A 16,244-nucleotide genomic window follows, 5' to 3' on the forward strand; every position below is an offset into this window, starting at 1 on the left:
CGGATGCGGTGACGATGCCACACCGAGCGGGCCCGTCGCGTCTACCGGTCTCAGTCGAAGATCCGCCTGACGACGTTCGTTTTCGCCAGGTCGATGAGTTCCTCACCTCGTCCTGAGAGCACCGTCCGGATGGCGTAGAGGGTGAATCCCTTTGCCTGCTCGGCCGTGACGGCCGGGGGCAACGACAGTTCCTGCCTCGCAGTGACCACGTCGACGAGTGCGGGGCCGTCGTGCGCGAATGCTTCGCGCAGCGCACCGGGGAGGTCGTCGGGGTTTTCGACCCTCTGTCCGTGGATGCCCATCGCCGTCGCCACATCGGCGAAGTTCGGGTTGACGAGCTCGGTGCCGTAGTTCACGAGCCCCGCTGCCTTCATCTCGAGTTCGACGAAGTTCAGCGACGAGTTGTTGAACACGATGATCTTCACCGGCAGCCGGTTCTGGACGAGGCTCAGCAGCTCGCCCATCATCATCGTGAGGCCTCCGTCTCCGGCCAGCGCTATCACCTGGCGTTCCGGCTGGGCAGCCTGCACGCCGATGCCCTGGGACACCGCGTTCGCCATACTGCCGTGGGTGAAAGATCCGATCAGCCGTCTGCGCCCGTTCATCGTGAGGTACCGGCTGGCCCAGACGACCGGTGACCCGACATCAGGAAGGAAGACTGCGTTCTCCGACGCGAGCTCGTCCACGAGCCTGGCGAGGTACTGCGGGTGGATCGGTGCACGGTTCCGGTCGTTCGTGGCCAGGTCGTCGAGCCCCGACCGGCTCTTGGCGTAACGCGCCAGCGACGTTTCGAGATGGCCGCGGTCCGTCTTGCGCTCCAGAAGGGGAAGCAGAACCTGTGCCGTGTCGCGGACGGTGCCGACAAGGCCGACGTCGACCGGAGTCCGTCGGCCGAGCTGCTCGCCGCGGACATCGACCTGAATGATCGCGGCATCCTCGGGGAAGAACTGCTGGTACGGAAAATCGGTGCCGAGCATGAGCAGGGTGTCGCAGGATTCCATCGCCCGGTAGCCGGACGCGAAACCGAGCAGGCCGGTCATGCCGACATCGAACGGGTTGTCGTACTCGATGTGTTCCTTGCCGCGCAGGGCGTGAACGATCGGTGCACCGAGAGCATCCGCCAGCGCGAGAACCTCGGCATGCGCACCGGCGACGCCCGCACCCGCCAGGATGGTCACCTTGTCGGCGGTGTTGAGCAGCGTCGCCGCTTCGGCGAGACCCGCGGCGGACGGAAGAACAGAACTCGATGTCGGGCGGATCTCCACGGTCCTCGCGTTCTCGGCTGTCGCCTGCAGGACGTCACCGGGAATGACGAGGACGGCGACCCCGCGTCGCTCCACCGCCGTGCGCATCGCGATCTCGAGGAGTCGCGGCATCTGCTCGGCCGAGCCGACCATCTCGCAGAACACGCTGCACTCTCGGAACAGCTCCTGCGGATGGGTTTCCTGGAAGTAGCCGCTTCCGATCTCTGAGCTGGGAATGTGCGTGGCGATTGCGAGCACAGGGACCCGCGACCGGTTCGCGTCGAAGAGGCCGTTGATGAGGTGCAGGTTCCCCGGTCCGCAGCTCGCGGCGCACACGGCCAGCTCCCCGGTCACCGCGGCGTCAGCGGATGCCGCGAACGCCGCGGCCTCTTCGTGCCTGACGTGTACCCAATCCAGCTCGCCGTCTGCCCGCAAAGCGTCGGTGAGACCGTTGAGCGAATCACCCGGGAGCCCGTAGACGCGCTTCACCCCACTCGCCTTGAGCGTCGCGACGATGTTCGATGCGATGGTTCCCATTTCAGCCCCCAGTCGGTTGGCACGTGACACGGATCTCGGGCCCAGCACCCCGAGTCGACCACAGACGCTGAGATTTGTCAGGGCGGTTGCGCTCGGACGCAAGGCAGTTGTGAGTGCAGAATCGGTGCGTTAGCGTCAGAGGACATGCGGTGGCGTAGCCTGTCGGTGCCACCTCGAGCAGGAGTCCGGGAATCGTGACAGGCTCGATTCCCGGTGGAGGCAAGAATGGCCAATCACAACACTGTTTCGCGCTCGACCAAACTCGGTATGGAGGAGCGGGACGCCGCCATCGCAGCCCTCAAAACCAAGGAGCTCGACGTGCTCGTGGTCGGCGGAGGCATCGTCGGGGCAGGAAGCGCGCTCGACTCCGTGACGAGAGGACTGTCCACCGGCATCCTCGAAGCGCGTGACTGGTCGAGCGGAACCTCGAGCCGCTCATCGAAACTGGTGCACGGTGGCATCCGTTACCTCGAACAGCTCGACTTCCGACTCGTGCGCGAGGCTCTCATCGAACGCGGACTGCTGTTGCAGCGCATCGCCCCGCACCTGGTGAAGCCGGTGAAGTTCCTCTACCCGCTCAACCGGCCGGTCTTCGAACGGATCTATATCGGCGCCGGAATGCTGCTCTACGACATCTTCAGCTACACCGGTGGTCGTCCGCCCGGCGTGCCGCACCACCGCCACCTGTCGAAGCGGCAGATTCAGAAGTCCATCCCCTCGCTCAGGAACAACGCATTCGTCGGCGGGCTCACCTACTACGACGCCCAGGTCGACGATGCCCGCTACGTCTCGACTCTCGTGCGTACAGCGTCGTCGTACGGCGCCCACGCTGCCAGCCGGGTGCGGGTCGAAGGATTCCTCAAGGTCGGTCAGCGCGTCGTCGGGGTGAAAGCGCACGACCTCGAAACCGGCGAGCGATTCGAGGTCCGCGCTCGCCAGGTGGTCAACGCGACCGGCGTCTGGACGGATGACACACAGTCGATGGTCGGAGAACGCGGTCAGTTCAAGGTTCGCGCGTCGAAGGGCATCCACCTGCTCGTTCCGCGTGACCGGTTCCAGTCGACGATGGGTCTGCTCCTCCGCACGGAAAAAAGCGTGCTCTTCGTGATCCCCTGGGGACGGCACTGGATCATCGGCACGACAGACACCGACTGGAGCCTCGACAAGGCGCACCCGGCGGCGACGGCAGCAGACATCGATTACCTGCTCGAGCACGTGAACAAGGTGCTCGCCGTTCCGCTCACCCGTGACGACGTCGAAGGCGTTTACGCCGGACTGCGCCCGCTGCTCGCCGGCGAGTCCGACCAGACGTCCAAACTGTCGCGTGAGCACCTCGTCGCGCATTCGGTGCCCGGCCTCGTCGTCATCGCCGGCGGCAAGTGGACGACGTATCGGATCATGGCGAAGGATGCCATCGACGCGGCTGCGGATGCCCTCGACGGCAAGACCCCGAAGTCGATCACAGACAACATCGCCCTGATCGGTGCGGAGGGCTACCAGGCGGCGTGGAACAAGCGCGGCAAGATCGCGAGGGCGTTCGGCGTGCATAAAGTGCGAATCGAGCACCTCCTCAACCGTTACGGCGTGCTGACAGACGAACTGCTCGACATCATCCGCGAGCGGCCGGAACTCGGCGATGCCCTCCCGGGCGCAGACGACTACATCGGAGCCGAGGTCGTGTACGCCGCAACGCACGAGGGAGCGCTTCACCTCGAGGATGTGCTCGCACGCCGCACCCGGATCTCGATCGAGGCATGGGACAGGGGAGTGTCTGCCGCTCCTGTCGCCGCCCGGCTGATGGCCGGAGTGCTCGGCTGGGACGACGAACGCACACAACACGAGGTCGCGGTCTACCTCAAGAGGGTGGCCGCGGAGCGCGCGTCGCAGGAGCAGCCTGACGACGAATCCGCCGACCGGATCCGCCTCGAGGCACCGGACATCGTGGTCGCGAAGTAAGCAGCGCCTCCCGCCCGTTGCCGGGCGGGAGGCAACCGACGCTCCGATAGACTGGGGGTACTGCCCACAAGCTTTGAGGAGTCCGGCGATGGTCGATGTTCGGCGGGTCAAACTTCCCGGAGTCGGTGTCCTGCACACGTTCGTCACGGATGACGGGGGCAAGGTCGGGGTCATCGCACACCGCTCAGGGCACAGTGACCTCATCACCTTCGCCGATGACGAAGACGGATCGGATGCCAGCAAAGTCTCGCTGCGACTGAGTGAAGACGAAGCGCACACGCTCGCCGAACTGCTCGGCGGCACCCAGATCACCGAGTCGCTGACCGCACTCGACCAGATCCCCGGCCTGTCGATCGACTGGTTCCGAGTGGACTACGAAGACCACATCGCGGGCCAACCGCTCGGCGACCCCGCCGATCGCGGCATCGTCGGCCTCACGGTCGTCGCCGTCGTGCGCGGTGAAAGCGCCAACCCCGCACCGTCCGCCGACTTCCGGGTCTTCCCCGGAGACACCCTCGTCGTTGCCGGAAGTCCCGAGAAGGTGGCCAAAGCCTTCGCCTTCTTCCGCACGGGTGAGTCTCGGCTCAAGGGCGCGACCGAAGCTCCGCCGGGAAGCTAGCGATGTCGTTCGCCGCCGCCGCAGCCGAACACACCTCTTTGGGGACGGATCTGATCGTCCTCGGAACACTCTTGATCGTCGCATACATCTTCGGACGACTCGGCAAACTGATCGGCCTCCCCGCCATCCCGATCTACATGATCGTCGGTTTCCTCGCGAGCCCGAATACCGGCTGGTTCCCGCTCAACTTCGAGAGTTCGTACATCGAACTGATCGCGGTGTTCGGACTCATCCTGCTGCTGTTCAACCTCGGTCTCGAGTTCGACCAGGACGAGTTCTTCGGGAACGCGGGCAAACTGCTCATCTCAGGCGGCTCGTACCTGGTACTGCTCATGGGCGCAGGACTCATCTTCGGGTTCATGCTCGGCTGGGGCACGCGTGAAGCTCTCATCGTCGCCGGCATCATCGGTACGTCGTCGAGCGCGATCGTCACCAAGCTGCTCATCGAGCTCAACCGGCTCGCGAACCGCGAAACCCCGATGATCCTCGGCCTGATGGTCGTGCAGGACATCTTCCTCGCCATCTACCTCGCGATCGTCTCGGCCGTGCTGAGCGGCGAAACCAACCCCTGGCTGGTCGCCGGTCGCCTGGCGATCGCTTTCACCTTCCTCATCGCCATGTTCAGCATCGCCCGCTGGGGCGGGTCGTACGTGAGCCGGCTATTCCGGACAAAGGACGATGAACTCTTCACCATCCTTTTCTTCGGACTCGCCGTCTTGTTCGGCGGACTCGGTGAAGTGCTCGGGGTCAGCGACGCCATCGGCGCTTTCCTCATCGGTCTCGTCCTCGGCGCCACGCGCTACGGCACCAAGATCGAACACGTCGCGGTTCCGCTCCGCGATGTCTTCGGTGCCTTCTTCTTCCTGAACTTCGGTCTCACTCTCGATCCGACCCAGTTCCCCCTGGTGTTCTGGCCGGTGGTGTTCGCCGTCACTCTCACCGTCGTGCTCAACGCCATCGCCGGGCAATTCATGGCCCGGCTGTACGGATTCAGCATCCAGGCAGGAATCAACGCAGCGACGATCATCATGAACCGCGGCGAGTTCGCGCTCATCCTCGCGATCCTTGCACTCAGCGCGGGCCTCGACGAACGACTGCAACCGTTTGCCGGGCTCTACGTTCTCATCATGAGCGTGATGGGACCCTTGCTGGCTTCGAACTCCGAGAAGATCGGATCGGTTGTCCTCCGCAGGGTCGAGCCGCACAAGACCCGCCGCGAGGCTCCTCTGCGGACCGAAGAGATCGCGCTCGTCGAAGCGGCGACGGCCGATCCGCCCGCCAGGGACACCACCCGCTCGGTCGACCGCATCATCGAGCAGGCCATGAATCAGACAGACAACACCAGCCACGACCGATCAAAGCGAGATGACGATTACTAGCAGTTCCCCCTCTCCTGAGAACGGCATCCGACCGTCGACCACACTCGGCCGCACGATGCTGCAACCGCGATGGATCGCGATGCTGCTGCTCGCCCTGCTCGTCTCAGGCGCATTCGCCTGGCTGGGGCAGTGGCAACTCGAACGTGCCGTCGTATCTGCGGAGACGAGTGAGGGTCCGACCGAAGAGCTTCTTCCGCTGGCCGATGTCGCAACGCCAGGCGAACCGCTGCGCGACCGGGTGATCGGCCAGCTGGTCGAGGTCGACGGCAACTGGGTCGCCGGTGACTTCCTTGTCGTCACCGAGCGCGTCAACCGCGGGGAAACCGGCGCGTGGGTCGTCGGACACCTCTCGACCGGCGACAACGCAAACGACCCTGCGGTTGCCGTCGCGCTCGGCTGGGCGGCCGACCGCGACACGGCCGAGGACGTCGCCGCCGCGCTCAACGACCGCGGCGACGCATCCGAACTCACCGTCTCCGGTCGCCTCAATGCCTCGCAGGCGCCCGAGCTCCCCGATGGCGACGATCCGTTCGAGATGACCACCATGAGCGTCGCCGCCCTCGTCAACATCTGGCCCGGCCTGCAGGAACGGCCGATCTACAACGGCTACATCGTGTCGGCGGATGCCCCGGACACTCTCACCACGATCGACGCTCCCGCCGTCGAACAGGAGACGACCGTCAACTGGCTCAACATCTTCTACGCCATCGAGTGGGTCGTCTTCGCCGGCTTCGCGATCTTCCTCTGGTATCGCCTCGTTCGGGATTCCTGGGAGCGGGAGCAGGAGGAAGCCGAGGCTCTTCTCGCCGATAACGGACCCGTAGAATAGAGCCATGCCCCTCCAGCCTCGAGAGAGTGATCTGCCGCGCATCCCGGCTGCGCTGACGTTCTACAAATTCTCCTCCGTCGTCACCGGTGTTCTGCTGCTGCTTCTCTGCGGCGAAATGATCATGAAGTACGCCTTCGGGCTTGAACTCGAACTCGGCGGGGCATACGGGTTCCTCGCGTTCGTTCCCAGCGACACCCTGCAGGCTGTGAACCTGTCTCTCGGCATCCTCATGGTGCACGGCTGGGGCTACGTCGTCTACCTGTTCGCCGACTTCCGGATCTGGAGCCTCATGCGCTGGCCGTTCAGCCGGTTCCTGCTCATCGCTCTCGGCGGCATCATCCCGTTCCTGTCCTTCTTCCTCGAAGTCCGAGTGGCGCGCGAGGTGACGGCCTACCTGGCCGCCCGCGCGACGCCGATCGGCGCCACCCCCGAATCAGTGGAGGCATCCCATTAGCGAGCAGGCAACCAGCCAGCGCCCCGTCCTCGTCGTCGACTTCGGCGCCCAGTACGCCCAGCTGATCGCACGTCGAGTGCGTGAGGCGGGCGTCTACTCCGAGATCGTTCCTCACTCGATCACCGCAGCGGAAGTCGCCGAGAAGAACCCGATCGGAATCGTGCTCTCGGGTGGACCGTCGAGCGTGTACGAAGAAGGCGCTCCTGCACTCGACGCCGGGATCTTCGACCTCGAGGTCCCGACGCTCGGCATCTGCTACGGCTTCCAGGTGATGGCCCGCGCCCTCGGCGGCGAAGTGGCCAACACCGGCCTGCGTGAATACGGCTCGACGGATGCTGCCCTGTCGGTCGATGGAGGAGTCCTCCTCGACGGCCAGCCCACAGACCAGACCGTGTGGATGAGCCATGGCGATTCGGTCGCTCAGGCCCCGGAAGGATTCACCGTTCTCGCTTCCACCGCGTCGACGCCGGTCGCCGCGTTCGGCAACGACGCACGGCGTCTGTACGGGGTGCAATGGCACCCCGAAGTCAAGCACTCGTCGTACGGTCAGGCGGTGATCGAGAATTTCCTCCACCGCGCAGCCGGAATCCCCGCCGACTGGAACTCCGGGAACGTGATCGCCGAGCAGGTCGAACGGATTCGCGCCCAGGTCGGCACAGGCAAGGTCATCTGCGGACTCTCCGGAGGAGTGGACTCAGCCGTTGCCGCCGCGCTCGTGCACGAAGCCGTCGGTGACCAGCTCGTCTGCGTGTTCGTCGACCACGGCCTGTTGCGACAGGACGAACGCCGGCAGGTCGAAGAGGACTACGTCGCCGCCACCGGCGTGCGTCTGATCACCGTGGACGCCCGTGAACAGTTCCTGAACGCCCTCGCCGGCGTCAGCGACCCCGAGCAGAAGCGCAAGATCATCGGGAGGGAATTCATCCGCACCTTCGAGAAGGCCCAGGCCGACCTCATCGCCGAGTCCCTCGAAGACGACGGCGACCCCATTGCGTTCCTCGTGCAGGGAACGCTGTACCCCGACGTGGTCGAGTCCGGCGGCGGCACAGGAACCGCGAACATCAAGAGCCACCACAACGTCGGCGGGCTCCCCGACGACCTCACCTTCGAGCTCGTCGAACCGCTCCGTACCCTGTTCAAGGACGAAGTACGCTCCATCGGCCGCGAACTCGGACTCCCAGAGGTCATCGTCGGCCGCCAGCCGTTCCCCGGTCCTGGCCTCGGCATCCGGATCGTCGGCGAAGTGACCGCCGAACGGCTCGACCTGCTGCGTAAAGCGGATGCGATCGCCAGGCACGAACTGTCAGCGGCAGGCCTCGACAGCGAGATCTGGCAGTGCCCGGTCGTGCTGCTCGCCGACGTCCGCTCGGTGGGCGTCCAGGGAGACGGACGCACCTACGGGCATCCGATCGTCCTGCGCCCGGTCAGCTCCGAAGACGCCATGACGGCGGACTGGACCCGGCTGCCGTATGACGTGCTCGCGAAGATCTCGAACCGCATCACCAACGAAGTGGAAGGCGTCAACCGGGTCGTGCTCGACGTCACGTCGAAGCCGCCGGGGACGATCGAGTGGGAGTGAGTTGGGGTGAGGAGTGAGTATTTGCCCCTCGGCTCAAACAATGACGAATTCCGGACCGGCTCTCTCGAGCCGGTCCGTTTTCGTGTTGATGCGCAAGGCGCCAGGTGTTGAGCCGGTCCGCACCTCGCCATAACTCGACACCCGCGAGGCGTAGCCTCGCGAAAGGCGGCAGCCGTACCTCAGGCACTCTGTGAGAGGTGACGGCGATCGGTGACCGCCTCACCCGCGGGGGGTTGCTGGGCCTTGCCGATCTGCGCTTCGGCGCGGGATAAGGAGATCGGCGTGGGAGAAGGATGGGGAGGAGCCGAGGATCCTTATCCCGGGGCTTTTTCCTCGCGTGGGGCCGGGGCGTAGGTGTCCGCGCGGACCATGATCACTCCCGCCAGGATGCCGACCCCTCCGAGGAGCTGGAGCGGACCCGGCAATTCGGCGAGCAACAGCCACGAGGCCAGCACGGCGAACACGACCTCCGACAGACCGACGAACGATGCCAGGCGCGTGCCGAGACGCGCGGTGGCGATGATCCCGGTGACGTACGCCGCCACCGTCGAGACCAGCACGAGCACCAGGAGCGGAACCAGCCACGACATCTCGGAGCCGAACATCGCCACATCCGTCGTCGAGAACGCCAGCGGGAGCAGCCCGAAGACGCCGCAGACCGCCACGACGACGGTACCGACGAGAAGGCCGCCACCGGCGAGCACGAGCGGCGGCAGGTCGTCGCTGATCCTCGTTCCGAGAACGAAGTAAGTGGCAAGCGAAACGGCGGCGAGAAGCGCCCACGCCACGCCGAGCGGATGAACCGTCTGGGCGCCGGTGAGATCGAGAACGAGAACCATGCCGAGGACGGCTACCACTGTGCCACCGATGGTCAGCACGCCGGGTCGGCGGCGGGTCCGAACCCAGACCAGGCCGACGAGAAGGACCGGGGCGAGGTACTCGATCAGCAGGGCGACCCCCACAGACATGTACGACACGGCGTTGAAGAAACCGACCTGGGCGCCGGCGATTGCGACCACGCCGTAGAGCGCGACGATGCCGCCGCTTCGCCTCAGGGTTCCCCAGCGCCCGCGCATCAGCATCAGGGTCGGCACGAGCAAGACCACCGCTGCTCCCGCGATCCGCACGAGGACGGCGGCCCCGGGTGACCAGCCCGACTCCATCAGCGATTTCGCGAATGGACCGCTCAGCGCGAACATCAGCGCCGAACTCAACGCGATGACGATGCCGGATGCCTGCGCGCGGGTCGAGGGCGCGAGAACGGCATCCGTCTGGCTGCTCTGCGTCGTCATGGGATCTCCGTCCGTTTCCGCACCTCGGCCGGCCGGCTGTCAGGAGTGAAAGTGCGTTATGATCATGACAGTAGACCCGAACTGCGTCAGGAGTCAACATGCTCTTTGCACATGACACCGAAGTGTCACTCGCGACGACCGCTGCCCTCATCAATACCGTGCCTGGCGCGTCGCACAGCGGAATCGACGAGATGTCGACGGCCGAGCACGTTGTCGCCTTCCTCGACCGGTTCGAATTCACCGGATCCCGCACGGGCGACGCCGGGGAACTCGACGAGCTGCGCGCTCTGCGGCCGCGGCTGCGCGAACTGTGGACGCGAGACGAAGAGGGTGTCGTCGATCTCATCAATGGACTGCTGCGGGAATCGAACGCCCTGCCTCAGCTGGTCAGGCACGACGCCTGGGACTGGCATCTGCACGCGACCCCGGCGTCTGCGCCCGTCGCCGTCCGAGCGCAGGTGGAAGCCGCCATGGCCGTCATCGACCTCGTGCGCGCCGGTGAGCTGTCACGCCTCCGCGAGTGTGCGGCGGACGACTGCACGGCCGTCGTCGTCGATCTGTCCAAGAACCGGTCGCGCCGCTATTGCGATGTCGGCAACTGCGGAAACCGGGCGAACGTGGCGGCGTACAGGGCGCGACGATCGAGAGTGCAGTAGCGGCTCACAAGGGGGACGTTTTCGAGCCACAACTGCACTGTCGATCGGGAAGGACCTAGCCTTCGACCACGATTCCCAGCTGAGCGGCGAACAGTGCAGCGAGCTCCGTGACCTGGAATTCGTTGACGGTGGCTCCGGCGAGACCCTCGAGACCGTGCACAGCGCGGAAATCGAGGCCGCGCAGGTCGACGTGTTTGAGGGTGGCGCGCGTCACGTCGAGTGTTTTCACCGAACTGCCCGGGAACGCGACCCGGGTGGCCGTGACGCCGCCGAGGTCGAGCTCGTCGATGGTGCAGTCCTCGAACACCACATCGGTCAGGCGCGATCCACGCAGGTTGACGTAGCCGAGCTTGCACGAACTGATGCGCACCGCGTTCCACGTGGTGTCGAACAGTTCAGCGGAGCCCAGTCGCGAGCGCTCGAGAACGACGTCGCGCCAGGTTGACCGTGACATCCGCAGGACCGGTGCGTGCACTGTGCTCAGTCTGGTCTCGATGAATCGTGCTCCCCGGAGGTTCGCGTCGTCGATGTCGAGTCCGTCGAAGGCGCACTCCCGCAGGGTGAGCCCGGTGAGATCTCGCCCGCTGAGGTCGGAGTCGCTGAAGAATTCGAGTTCGCGCTCGTCATCGGATTCGATGGCTGCCGCGTCGCCGGCTGAGCGGTGGCTGGCCGCGCGGTCGGGACTGTCGCGGGAATCGATCCGTGGTGGGTGGGTCTGCGATTTCACGGGCGGATCCTGTTCTCGGGGGAGTGGGCAGAAGAAAACCCCCGCCGCGCCGGCGATGCCGGGCGGCGGGGGTCGGAGATCGGGTCGCTCAGTCGCGAGCGATCGCGAGCATGCGGAGGATCTCGAGGTACAGCCAGATCACCGTGACCATGATGCCGAAGGCGCCGGTCCAGCCGTACTTGCGCTGTGCCTTGTTCTGCACGCCCTTCTGGATGAAGTCGAAGTCCAGGACGAGCGAGTAGGCACCGAGGACGACGCAGAGGATTCCGAGGATCACTCCGAGAGGAATCCCGAAAACCAGCTCGCTGCGAAGACCGAACGCGTTGTCCGTGAGGCCGAACATCTGCATGCCGACGTTGATGAGAGAGAACACGAGATAGCCGACCATCGCGATCATGAAGACCTTGGTGGCCTTCTTCGATGCGCGGATCTTGCCGCTCGCGAACAGCGCCAGCGTCACGCCGACGACGGTCAGTGTCGCCAGGACGGCCTGGATCACGATGCCGGGGGCGGTCTGCTCGAAGATGTAGGAGATTCCACCGACGAAGATGCCCTGAGCGGCCGCGTACGCGAGGATCAGCGGAGCGGACGGCTCCTTCTTGAAGATGTTCACCAGCGCCAGAACGAAGCCGATGATGGCAGCGCCGAAGACGAGGGCGGGCATCGTTGCTCCGACGAACCAGCCGGCGATCGCACCGACGATGAGCACGCCGAAAGCGATCGCGCTCTTCATCACGGTGTCTTCGACCGTCATGCGGTCGGCCTGCACTGCCGGGCGGTTGTAGATGTCGTCGAGCTCGCTCGCGGTCGCGGTGCGGTGAGCAAGTACCTGCGCGCCTTGCTGGGCGAATGCCGGGTTGTTGAACGCCGGGTTGTTCATTGCCATGTCTGTGTTGTTCCTTCTCAGTCGTAACGGCTGGAATGTGGTCGGACCGCGAAGCGGAACCTGCACCCAATCTAGCGGTCTTTCCTGAGAAACATCGAGGATGACGGGCGTATTCCGAGTGCATCCTCTCTCGGCGGAGAGGGGCGAACTAGGCTCGGACCATGACACCGGCCCGGCCCCTCATCATCGGCCATCGCGGGGCGCCCGGGTATCGCCCCGAGCACACGCGGTCGTCGTATGAACTCGCCTTCGCCCTCGGCGCGGATGCCGTCGAGCCCGACATCGTCGCGACGAAGGACGGCGTGCTCGTGCTGCGCCACGAAAATGAGATCTCCGGTACCACCGATGTGGCGATCCGTCCCGAGTTCGACGGTCTCCGCACCACGAAGACCGTCGACGGCGTCGAGTTGACTGGCTGGTTCACCGAAGACTTCACCTGGCAACAGTTGTCGACGCTCCGGGCGAGCGAACGCATTCCCGACCTTCGACGTTCGAGTGCGAGCTTCGACGGGACGAACGGCATCCTGCGGTTACTCGACCTGCTCGAGATCATCGACGCGGCTTCCGACCAGACCGGGCGGGCGCTCGGACTGGTCGCCGAGATCAAGCACGCCACCTATTTCGAGCAGATCGGGCTGCCCCTCGATGAGCTGCTCGCAGCCGAGCTGGCCGGAACCGCCTTCGGCGACGGCAACGACCTGATCGTCGAGGCCTTCGAACAGACCATTCTGCAGAAGCTCTTCGCTCGAGGCCAGGCGGCCAGCTACGTCTACCTTCTCGAGAAGAAGGGCATGCCGTTCGATCAGGTCGCCCTCCATGGCACCGCAGCTCCGCGCTATGCGGATTCCCTGACGGATGCCGGTCTGGATGCGCTCGCCGCTGCGACAGACGGGTTCCGTCTCGACGGCATCAGCGTCGACAAGGCCGTGCTGCTCGCAGATGGAGCGTCGAGCGACCTCGTCGCGCGCGCCCACCGCAGGGGTCTCGCCGTCTACACCTGGACGCTGCGCCCCGAGAACGCCTTCCTTTCCCGACCGTTCAGGCTGCACGGGAAGAAATCGGAGTACGGCAACTGGCAGGAGGAGTTCCAGCGCATCATCGCGACGGGCGTCGACGGTGTGTTCTGCGATCACCCCGACCTCGGTGTTGCCGCGAGGGATACATTCGGCGAATGACCGCGGCGGCGGGCAGTGTCGGTCTCCCGGCCTAAACTGGAGGGGATATGGCGAGCACTCCAACCCCAAACACCCACCCTGCAGGCACCCCATCGGCGACCCCCGTCATTCTGGACGGCCGGTCGACGACCGCGCTGCCCGGCTCGGGCGGTTCGCAGCCCGGGGGGAGCCGGCTCCTCGATGGACTCAACCCGCAACAGCGCGAGGCCGTGGAGTACCGCGGGCAAGCACTGCTCATCGTCGCAGGCGCAGGGTCAGGCAAGACGAGCGTGCTCACCCGCCGCATCGCGAGCCTGCTCGAGAACCGCGAGGCCTGGCCGAGCCAGATCCTCGCCATCACGTTCACCAACAAGGCCGCGGCCGAGATGCGCGAACGCGTGCGTGCGCTCGTCGGTCAGGCGGCAGAAGGTATGTGGATCTCCACCTTCCACTCCGCCTGTGTGCGCATTCTCCGTCGTGAAGCCGAGAACTTCGGCTTCACGAGGAACTTCACCATCTACGACTCCTCCGACTCCCGTGTTCTCATCAAGCGGATCATCAAGGAGCAGGGCGCAGACGTCCTCGGCTTCACCCCGTCGAACGTCTCAGCCAAGATCTCCAAACTCAAGAACGAACTGGCAGACGTCGACAGCTATGCGCGGAACGCCAACCTGGAAGACCCCAACGAGGCGGCATTCGTTCAGATCTTCCGGGCATACACCCGCGCACTCACCGCGGCGAACGCCTTTGACTTCGACGATCTCATCGGTCAGACGGTGTTCCTGTTCCGGGCCTTCCCCGAGGTCGCCGCGGCATACCGGACCCGGTTCGCCCACGTCCTCGTCGACGAGTACCAGGACACCAACCACGCCCAGTACGCGCTCATCCGCGAACTCACCCGTCCGCCTGCTGTCGAAGACGGGGCACTCGTCGCCTCGGGCAACGGAGCATCCCTCACCGTCGTCGGCGACTCCGACCAGTCGATCTACGCGTTCCGCGGCGCAGACATCCGCAACATCGTCGAGTTCGAGCGCGACTTCACCGGTGCGAAGGTGATTCTGCTCGAGCAGAACTACCGCTCGACGCAGAACATCCTGACCGCCGCCAACTCGGTCATCGCCAACAACTTCGACCGCAAGGACAAGAAGCTCTGGACAGCGGTCGGCGACGGCGAGAAAATCGTCGGCTACACCGGTTACTCGGGCCACGACGAAGCACAATTCGTCGCAGACGAAATCGAGAAGCTCCACGCCGCCGGCACCCCGTACAGCGACGTCGCTGTCTTCTACCGCACCAACTCGCAGACCCGTGCGCTTGAAGAGATCTTCATCAGGTCGGCCCTGCCATACCGGATCATGGGCGGCACGAAGTTCTACGAGCGTGCCGAGGTGAAGGATGCCATGGCGTACCTCATCTCCGTGGCGAATCCGGCAGACATGCTCGCGCTCCGTCGCATCCTCAACACCCCGAAGCGCGGTATCGGCCCGGCCACCGAGACGGGACTGTTCAGCTTCGCCGAAGACAACGGCATCAGTTTCCGTGAGGCCATGCGCGAGGCCACCGGGCTCGGGCTCGGACCGAAGGTCACCAACGCGATTCTCTCGCTCTCCGCTCTCCTCGACGAGGGCGAGAAGCTCGTCGCCGATGGGAAGGTGTCAGAGGTCCTCTCGTTGCTCGTCACGAAGAGTGGTCTGATCGAAGCGCTCCGGGCATCCCGCGACCCGCAGGACGAGGCGCGCGCCGAGAACATCGAGGAGCTCGTCGCCGTCGCGAAGGACTTCGAACGCAACAACCCTGACGGCGAGCTCGTCGACTTCCTCACCGAAGTGTCCCTCGTCGCTGCAGCAGACGACCTGGACGACTCCAGCGGAACGGTGTCGTTGATGACTCTGCACACCGCGAAGGGGCTCGAATACGACGCCGTCTTCCTCACCGGAATCGAAGAAGATCTCCTCCCGCATCGGATGTCGGCGTCCGAACCCGGCGGGCCAGCAGAGGAACGCCGCCTGTTCTACGTGGGCATCACCCGCGCCCGCAAGCGGCTGTACCTGTCGCTGGCGATGACGCGGGCGCAGTACGGCGAGACCGCAGTGGCGATGCCGAGCCGTTACCTGCAGGAGATCCCGGCCGAGCTCATCGAGTGGCGCCAGTCGCCTGGCATGGCGAACTCACGCGGTGGCTCCCAGCCTCGAGCGCTCAACGCCAACCGCGGGCGGTATCCGGGCGGAGACCTGGCCAACAAGCCGTTCACCGAGAAGCGGGACTGGCCGAACCGCATCACCAACCAGGTACGAGACAACGGTGACCTCGAACTCGCCTCTGGCGATCGCATCCGTCACTCCGACTTCGGCGACGGGCGGGTGCAGACCGTCACAGGCGAGGGCGCCAAGCGCATCGCCCACGTCGCCTTCGACTCCGCCGGCCTCAAAAAACTGCTCATCAAGATCGCCCCGATCGAGAAGATCTGATGTTGCGCACGATGTTCACGGGGAAGATCCACCGTGCAACCGTCACCCATGCCGACCTGCACTACGTTGGCTCGGTCACGGTCGACCTCGACCTGCTCGACGCCGCAGACATGCTCCCTGGCGAACTCGTCGCCATCGTCGACGTGACCAACGGTCACCGGCTCGAGACCTACACGATCGCGGGGGAGCGGGGCAGCGGTGTGATCGGCATCAACGGCGCCGCCGCCCATCTGGTGAACGTCGGTGACCTCGTCATCCTCATCTCCTACGGCCAGATGACGACAGAAGAGGCGCGGGCTCTCGCTCCGAGCGTCGTCCACGTCGACGGGAACAACCGCATCGTCGCTGTCGGCAGTGACCCGGCAGAAGCGGTCGTCGCCGGGGTCGAATCGCCGCCGCTCGCGCTCTGAACGTACGTTCTCGGCCGCACAGCGGTTCATCCGTCGCGCGTGCCGGTTGTGGTC

The 16,244-nt window shown here is 65.2% G+C and carries 14 protein-coding genes; 10 read left to right on the plus strand and 4 right to left on the minus strand.

The genetic code is table 11. The features are described from left to right. Positions 1-50: 50 nt before the first annotated feature. A complete protein-coding gene (gene poxB / locus IWX78_RS10165; RefSeq protein WP_196833418.1) occupies positions 51-1,781 on the minus strand; it encodes a ubiquinone-dependent pyruvate dehydrogenase in 1,731 nt (576 codons plus the stop codon). Between the two features lie 225 nt (positions 1,782-2,006). On the opposite strand from poxB, the gene IWX78_RS10170 reads away from it, so the two are divergent. The 6 genes from IWX78_RS10170 to guaA all read left to right on the plus strand — a co-directional run bounded on the left by IWX78_RS10170 (position 2,007) and on the right by guaA (position 8,597). Then, a complete protein-coding gene (locus IWX78_RS10170) occupies positions 2,007-3,737 on the plus strand; it encodes a glycerol-3-phosphate dehydrogenase/oxidase (RefSeq protein WP_196833419.1) in 1,731 nt (576 codons plus the stop codon). 88 nt (positions 3,738-3,825) lie between these two features. Continuing rightward, on the plus strand, positions 3,826-4,356 hold the full coding sequence (locus IWX78_RS10175) for a cation:proton antiporter regulatory subunit (RefSeq protein WP_196833420.1): 531 nt from the start codon (positions 3,826-3,828) through the stop codon (positions 4,354-4,356). Positions 4,357-4,358: 2 nt separating this feature from the next. Beyond that, positions 4,359-5,735 carry a cation:proton antiporter gene (locus IWX78_RS10180; RefSeq protein WP_196833421.1) on the plus strand — a complete coding sequence of 459 codons (1,377 nt, stop codon included), beginning with the start codon at positions 4,359-4,361 and terminating at the stop codon, positions 5,733-5,735. After that, the gene (locus IWX78_RS10185) at positions 5,722-6,564 is read left to right on the plus strand and encodes an SURF1 family protein (protein WP_334684678.1); all 843 of its coding nucleotides are present in this window, start codon (positions 5,722-5,724) and stop codon (positions 6,562-6,564) included. The genes IWX78_RS10180 and IWX78_RS10185 overlap by 14 nt, the downstream gene beginning before the upstream one ends. Before the next feature lie 4 nt (positions 6,565-6,568). Then, positions 6,569-7,018: a DUF3817 domain-containing protein gene (locus IWX78_RS10190; RefSeq protein ID WP_196833422.1), complete on the plus strand. Its 450-nt coding sequence runs from the start codon at positions 6,569-6,571 to the stop codon at positions 7,016-7,018. After that, on the plus strand, positions 7,014-8,597 hold the full coding sequence (gene guaA, locus IWX78_RS10195; RefSeq protein WP_196833731.1) for a glutamine-hydrolyzing GMP synthase: 1,584 nt from the start codon (positions 7,014-7,016) through the stop codon (positions 8,595-8,597). The genes IWX78_RS10190 and guaA overlap by 5 nt, the downstream gene beginning before the upstream one ends. 314 nt (positions 8,598-8,911) lie before the next feature. Here guaA and IWX78_RS10200 read toward each other — a convergent pair whose 3' ends face one another. After that, positions 8,912-9,889 carry an EamA family transporter gene (locus tag IWX78_RS10200; RefSeq protein WP_196833423.1) on the minus strand — a complete coding sequence of 326 codons (978 nt, stop codon included), beginning with the start codon at positions 9,887-9,889 and terminating at the stop codon, positions 8,912-8,914. Positions 9,890-9,987: 98 nt separating this feature from the next. Between IWX78_RS10200 and IWX78_RS10205 the strand changes: the two genes are divergently transcribed. Beyond that, on the plus strand, positions 9,988-10,545 hold the full coding sequence (locus tag IWX78_RS10205) for a CGNR zinc finger domain-containing protein (protein ID WP_196833424.1): 558 nt from the start codon (positions 9,988-9,990) through the stop codon (positions 10,543-10,545). Positions 10,546-10,600: 55 nt separating this feature from the next. Here IWX78_RS10205 and IWX78_RS10210 read toward each other — a convergent pair whose 3' ends face one another. After that, the gene (locus IWX78_RS10210) at positions 10,601-11,272 is read right to left on the minus strand and encodes a pentapeptide repeat-containing protein (RefSeq protein ID WP_196833425.1); all 672 of its coding nucleotides are present in this window, start codon (positions 11,270-11,272) and stop codon (positions 10,601-10,603) included. An 88-nt stretch (positions 11,273-11,360) separates the two neighbouring features. Continuing rightward, positions 11,361-12,158 carry a Bax inhibitor-1/YccA family protein gene (locus tag IWX78_RS10215; protein ID WP_196833426.1) on the minus strand — a complete coding sequence of 266 codons (798 nt, stop codon included), beginning with the start codon at positions 12,156-12,158 and terminating at the stop codon, positions 11,361-11,363. 161 nt (positions 12,159-12,319) lie between these two features. Here IWX78_RS10215 and IWX78_RS10220 point away from each other — a divergent pair, with 161 nt between their 5' ends. Genes IWX78_RS10220 through panD form a run of 3 tightly spaced genes read left to right on the plus strand, consistent with a single transcriptional unit; the run spans position 12,320 to position 16,190 of the window. Then, positions 12,320-13,333: a glycerophosphodiester phosphodiesterase family protein gene (locus IWX78_RS10220; RefSeq protein ID WP_196833427.1), complete on the plus strand. Its 1,014-nt coding sequence runs from the start codon at positions 12,320-12,322 to the stop codon at positions 13,331-13,333. 47 nt (positions 13,334-13,380) lie between these two features. Further along, the gene (locus tag IWX78_RS10225; RefSeq protein ID WP_196833428.1) at positions 13,381-15,780 is read left to right on the plus strand and encodes an ATP-dependent helicase; all 2,400 of its coding nucleotides are present in this window, start codon (positions 13,381-13,383) and stop codon (positions 15,778-15,780) included. Next, positions 15,780-16,190, plus strand: coding sequence for an aspartate 1-decarboxylase (gene panD / locus IWX78_RS10230; RefSeq protein ID WP_196833429.1), 411 nt, complete (start codon positions 15,780-15,782; stop codon positions 16,188-16,190). Before IWX78_RS10225 ends, panD begins: the two co-directional genes overlap by 1 nt. Positions 16,191-16,244 lie beyond the last annotated feature (54 nt).

It is taken from the genome of Mycetocola sp. CAN_C7, assembly GCF_015752285.1.
Classification (GTDB): domain Bacteria; phylum Actinomycetota; class Actinomycetes; order Actinomycetales; family Microbacteriaceae; genus Mycetocola_A.

Coding starts and splice junctions, on each gene's coding strand:
- IWX78_RS10180 (WP_196833421.1), top strand. CDS start 4,359: ATGTCGTTCGCCGCCGCCGCAGCCGAACACACCTCTTTGGGGACGGAT.
- IWX78_RS10220 (WP_196833427.1), top strand. CDS start 12,320: ATGACACCGGCCCGGCCCCTCATCATCGGCCATCGCGGGGCGCCCGGG.
- IWX78_RS10170 (WP_196833419.1), top strand. CDS start 2,007: ATGGCCAATCACAACACTGTTTCGCGCTCGACCAAACTCGGTATGGAG.
- IWX78_RS10175 (WP_196833420.1), top strand. CDS start 3,826: ATGGTCGATGTTCGGCGGGTCAAACTTCCCGGAGTCGGTGTCCTGCAC.
- IWX78_RS10200 (WP_196833423.1), bottom strand. CDS start 9,889: ATGACGACGCAGAGCAGCCAGACGGATGCCGTTCTCGCGCCCTCGACC.
- poxB (WP_196833418.1), bottom strand. CDS start 1,781: ATGGGAACCATCGCATCGAACATCGTCGCGACGCTCAAGGCGAGTGGG.
- IWX78_RS10205 (WP_196833424.1), top strand. CDS start 9,988: ATGCTCTTTGCACATGACACCGAAGTGTCACTCGCGACGACCGCTGCC.
- IWX78_RS10190 (WP_196833422.1), top strand. CDS start 6,569: ATGCCCCTCCAGCCTCGAGAGAGTGATCTGCCGCGCATCCCGGCTGCG.
- IWX78_RS10215 (WP_196833426.1), bottom strand. CDS start 12,158: ATGGCAATGAACAACCCGGCGTTCAACAACCCGGCATTCGCCCAGCAA.
- panD (WP_196833429.1), top strand. CDS start 15,780: ATGTTGCGCACGATGTTCACGGGGAAGATCCACCGTGCAACCGTCACC.
- IWX78_RS10225 (WP_196833428.1), top strand. CDS start 13,381: ATGGCGAGCACTCCAACCCCAAACACCCACCCTGCAGGCACCCCATCG.
- IWX78_RS10185 (WP_334684678.1), top strand. CDS start 5,722: ATGACGATTACTAGCAGTTCCCCCTCTCCTGAGAACGGCATCCGACCG.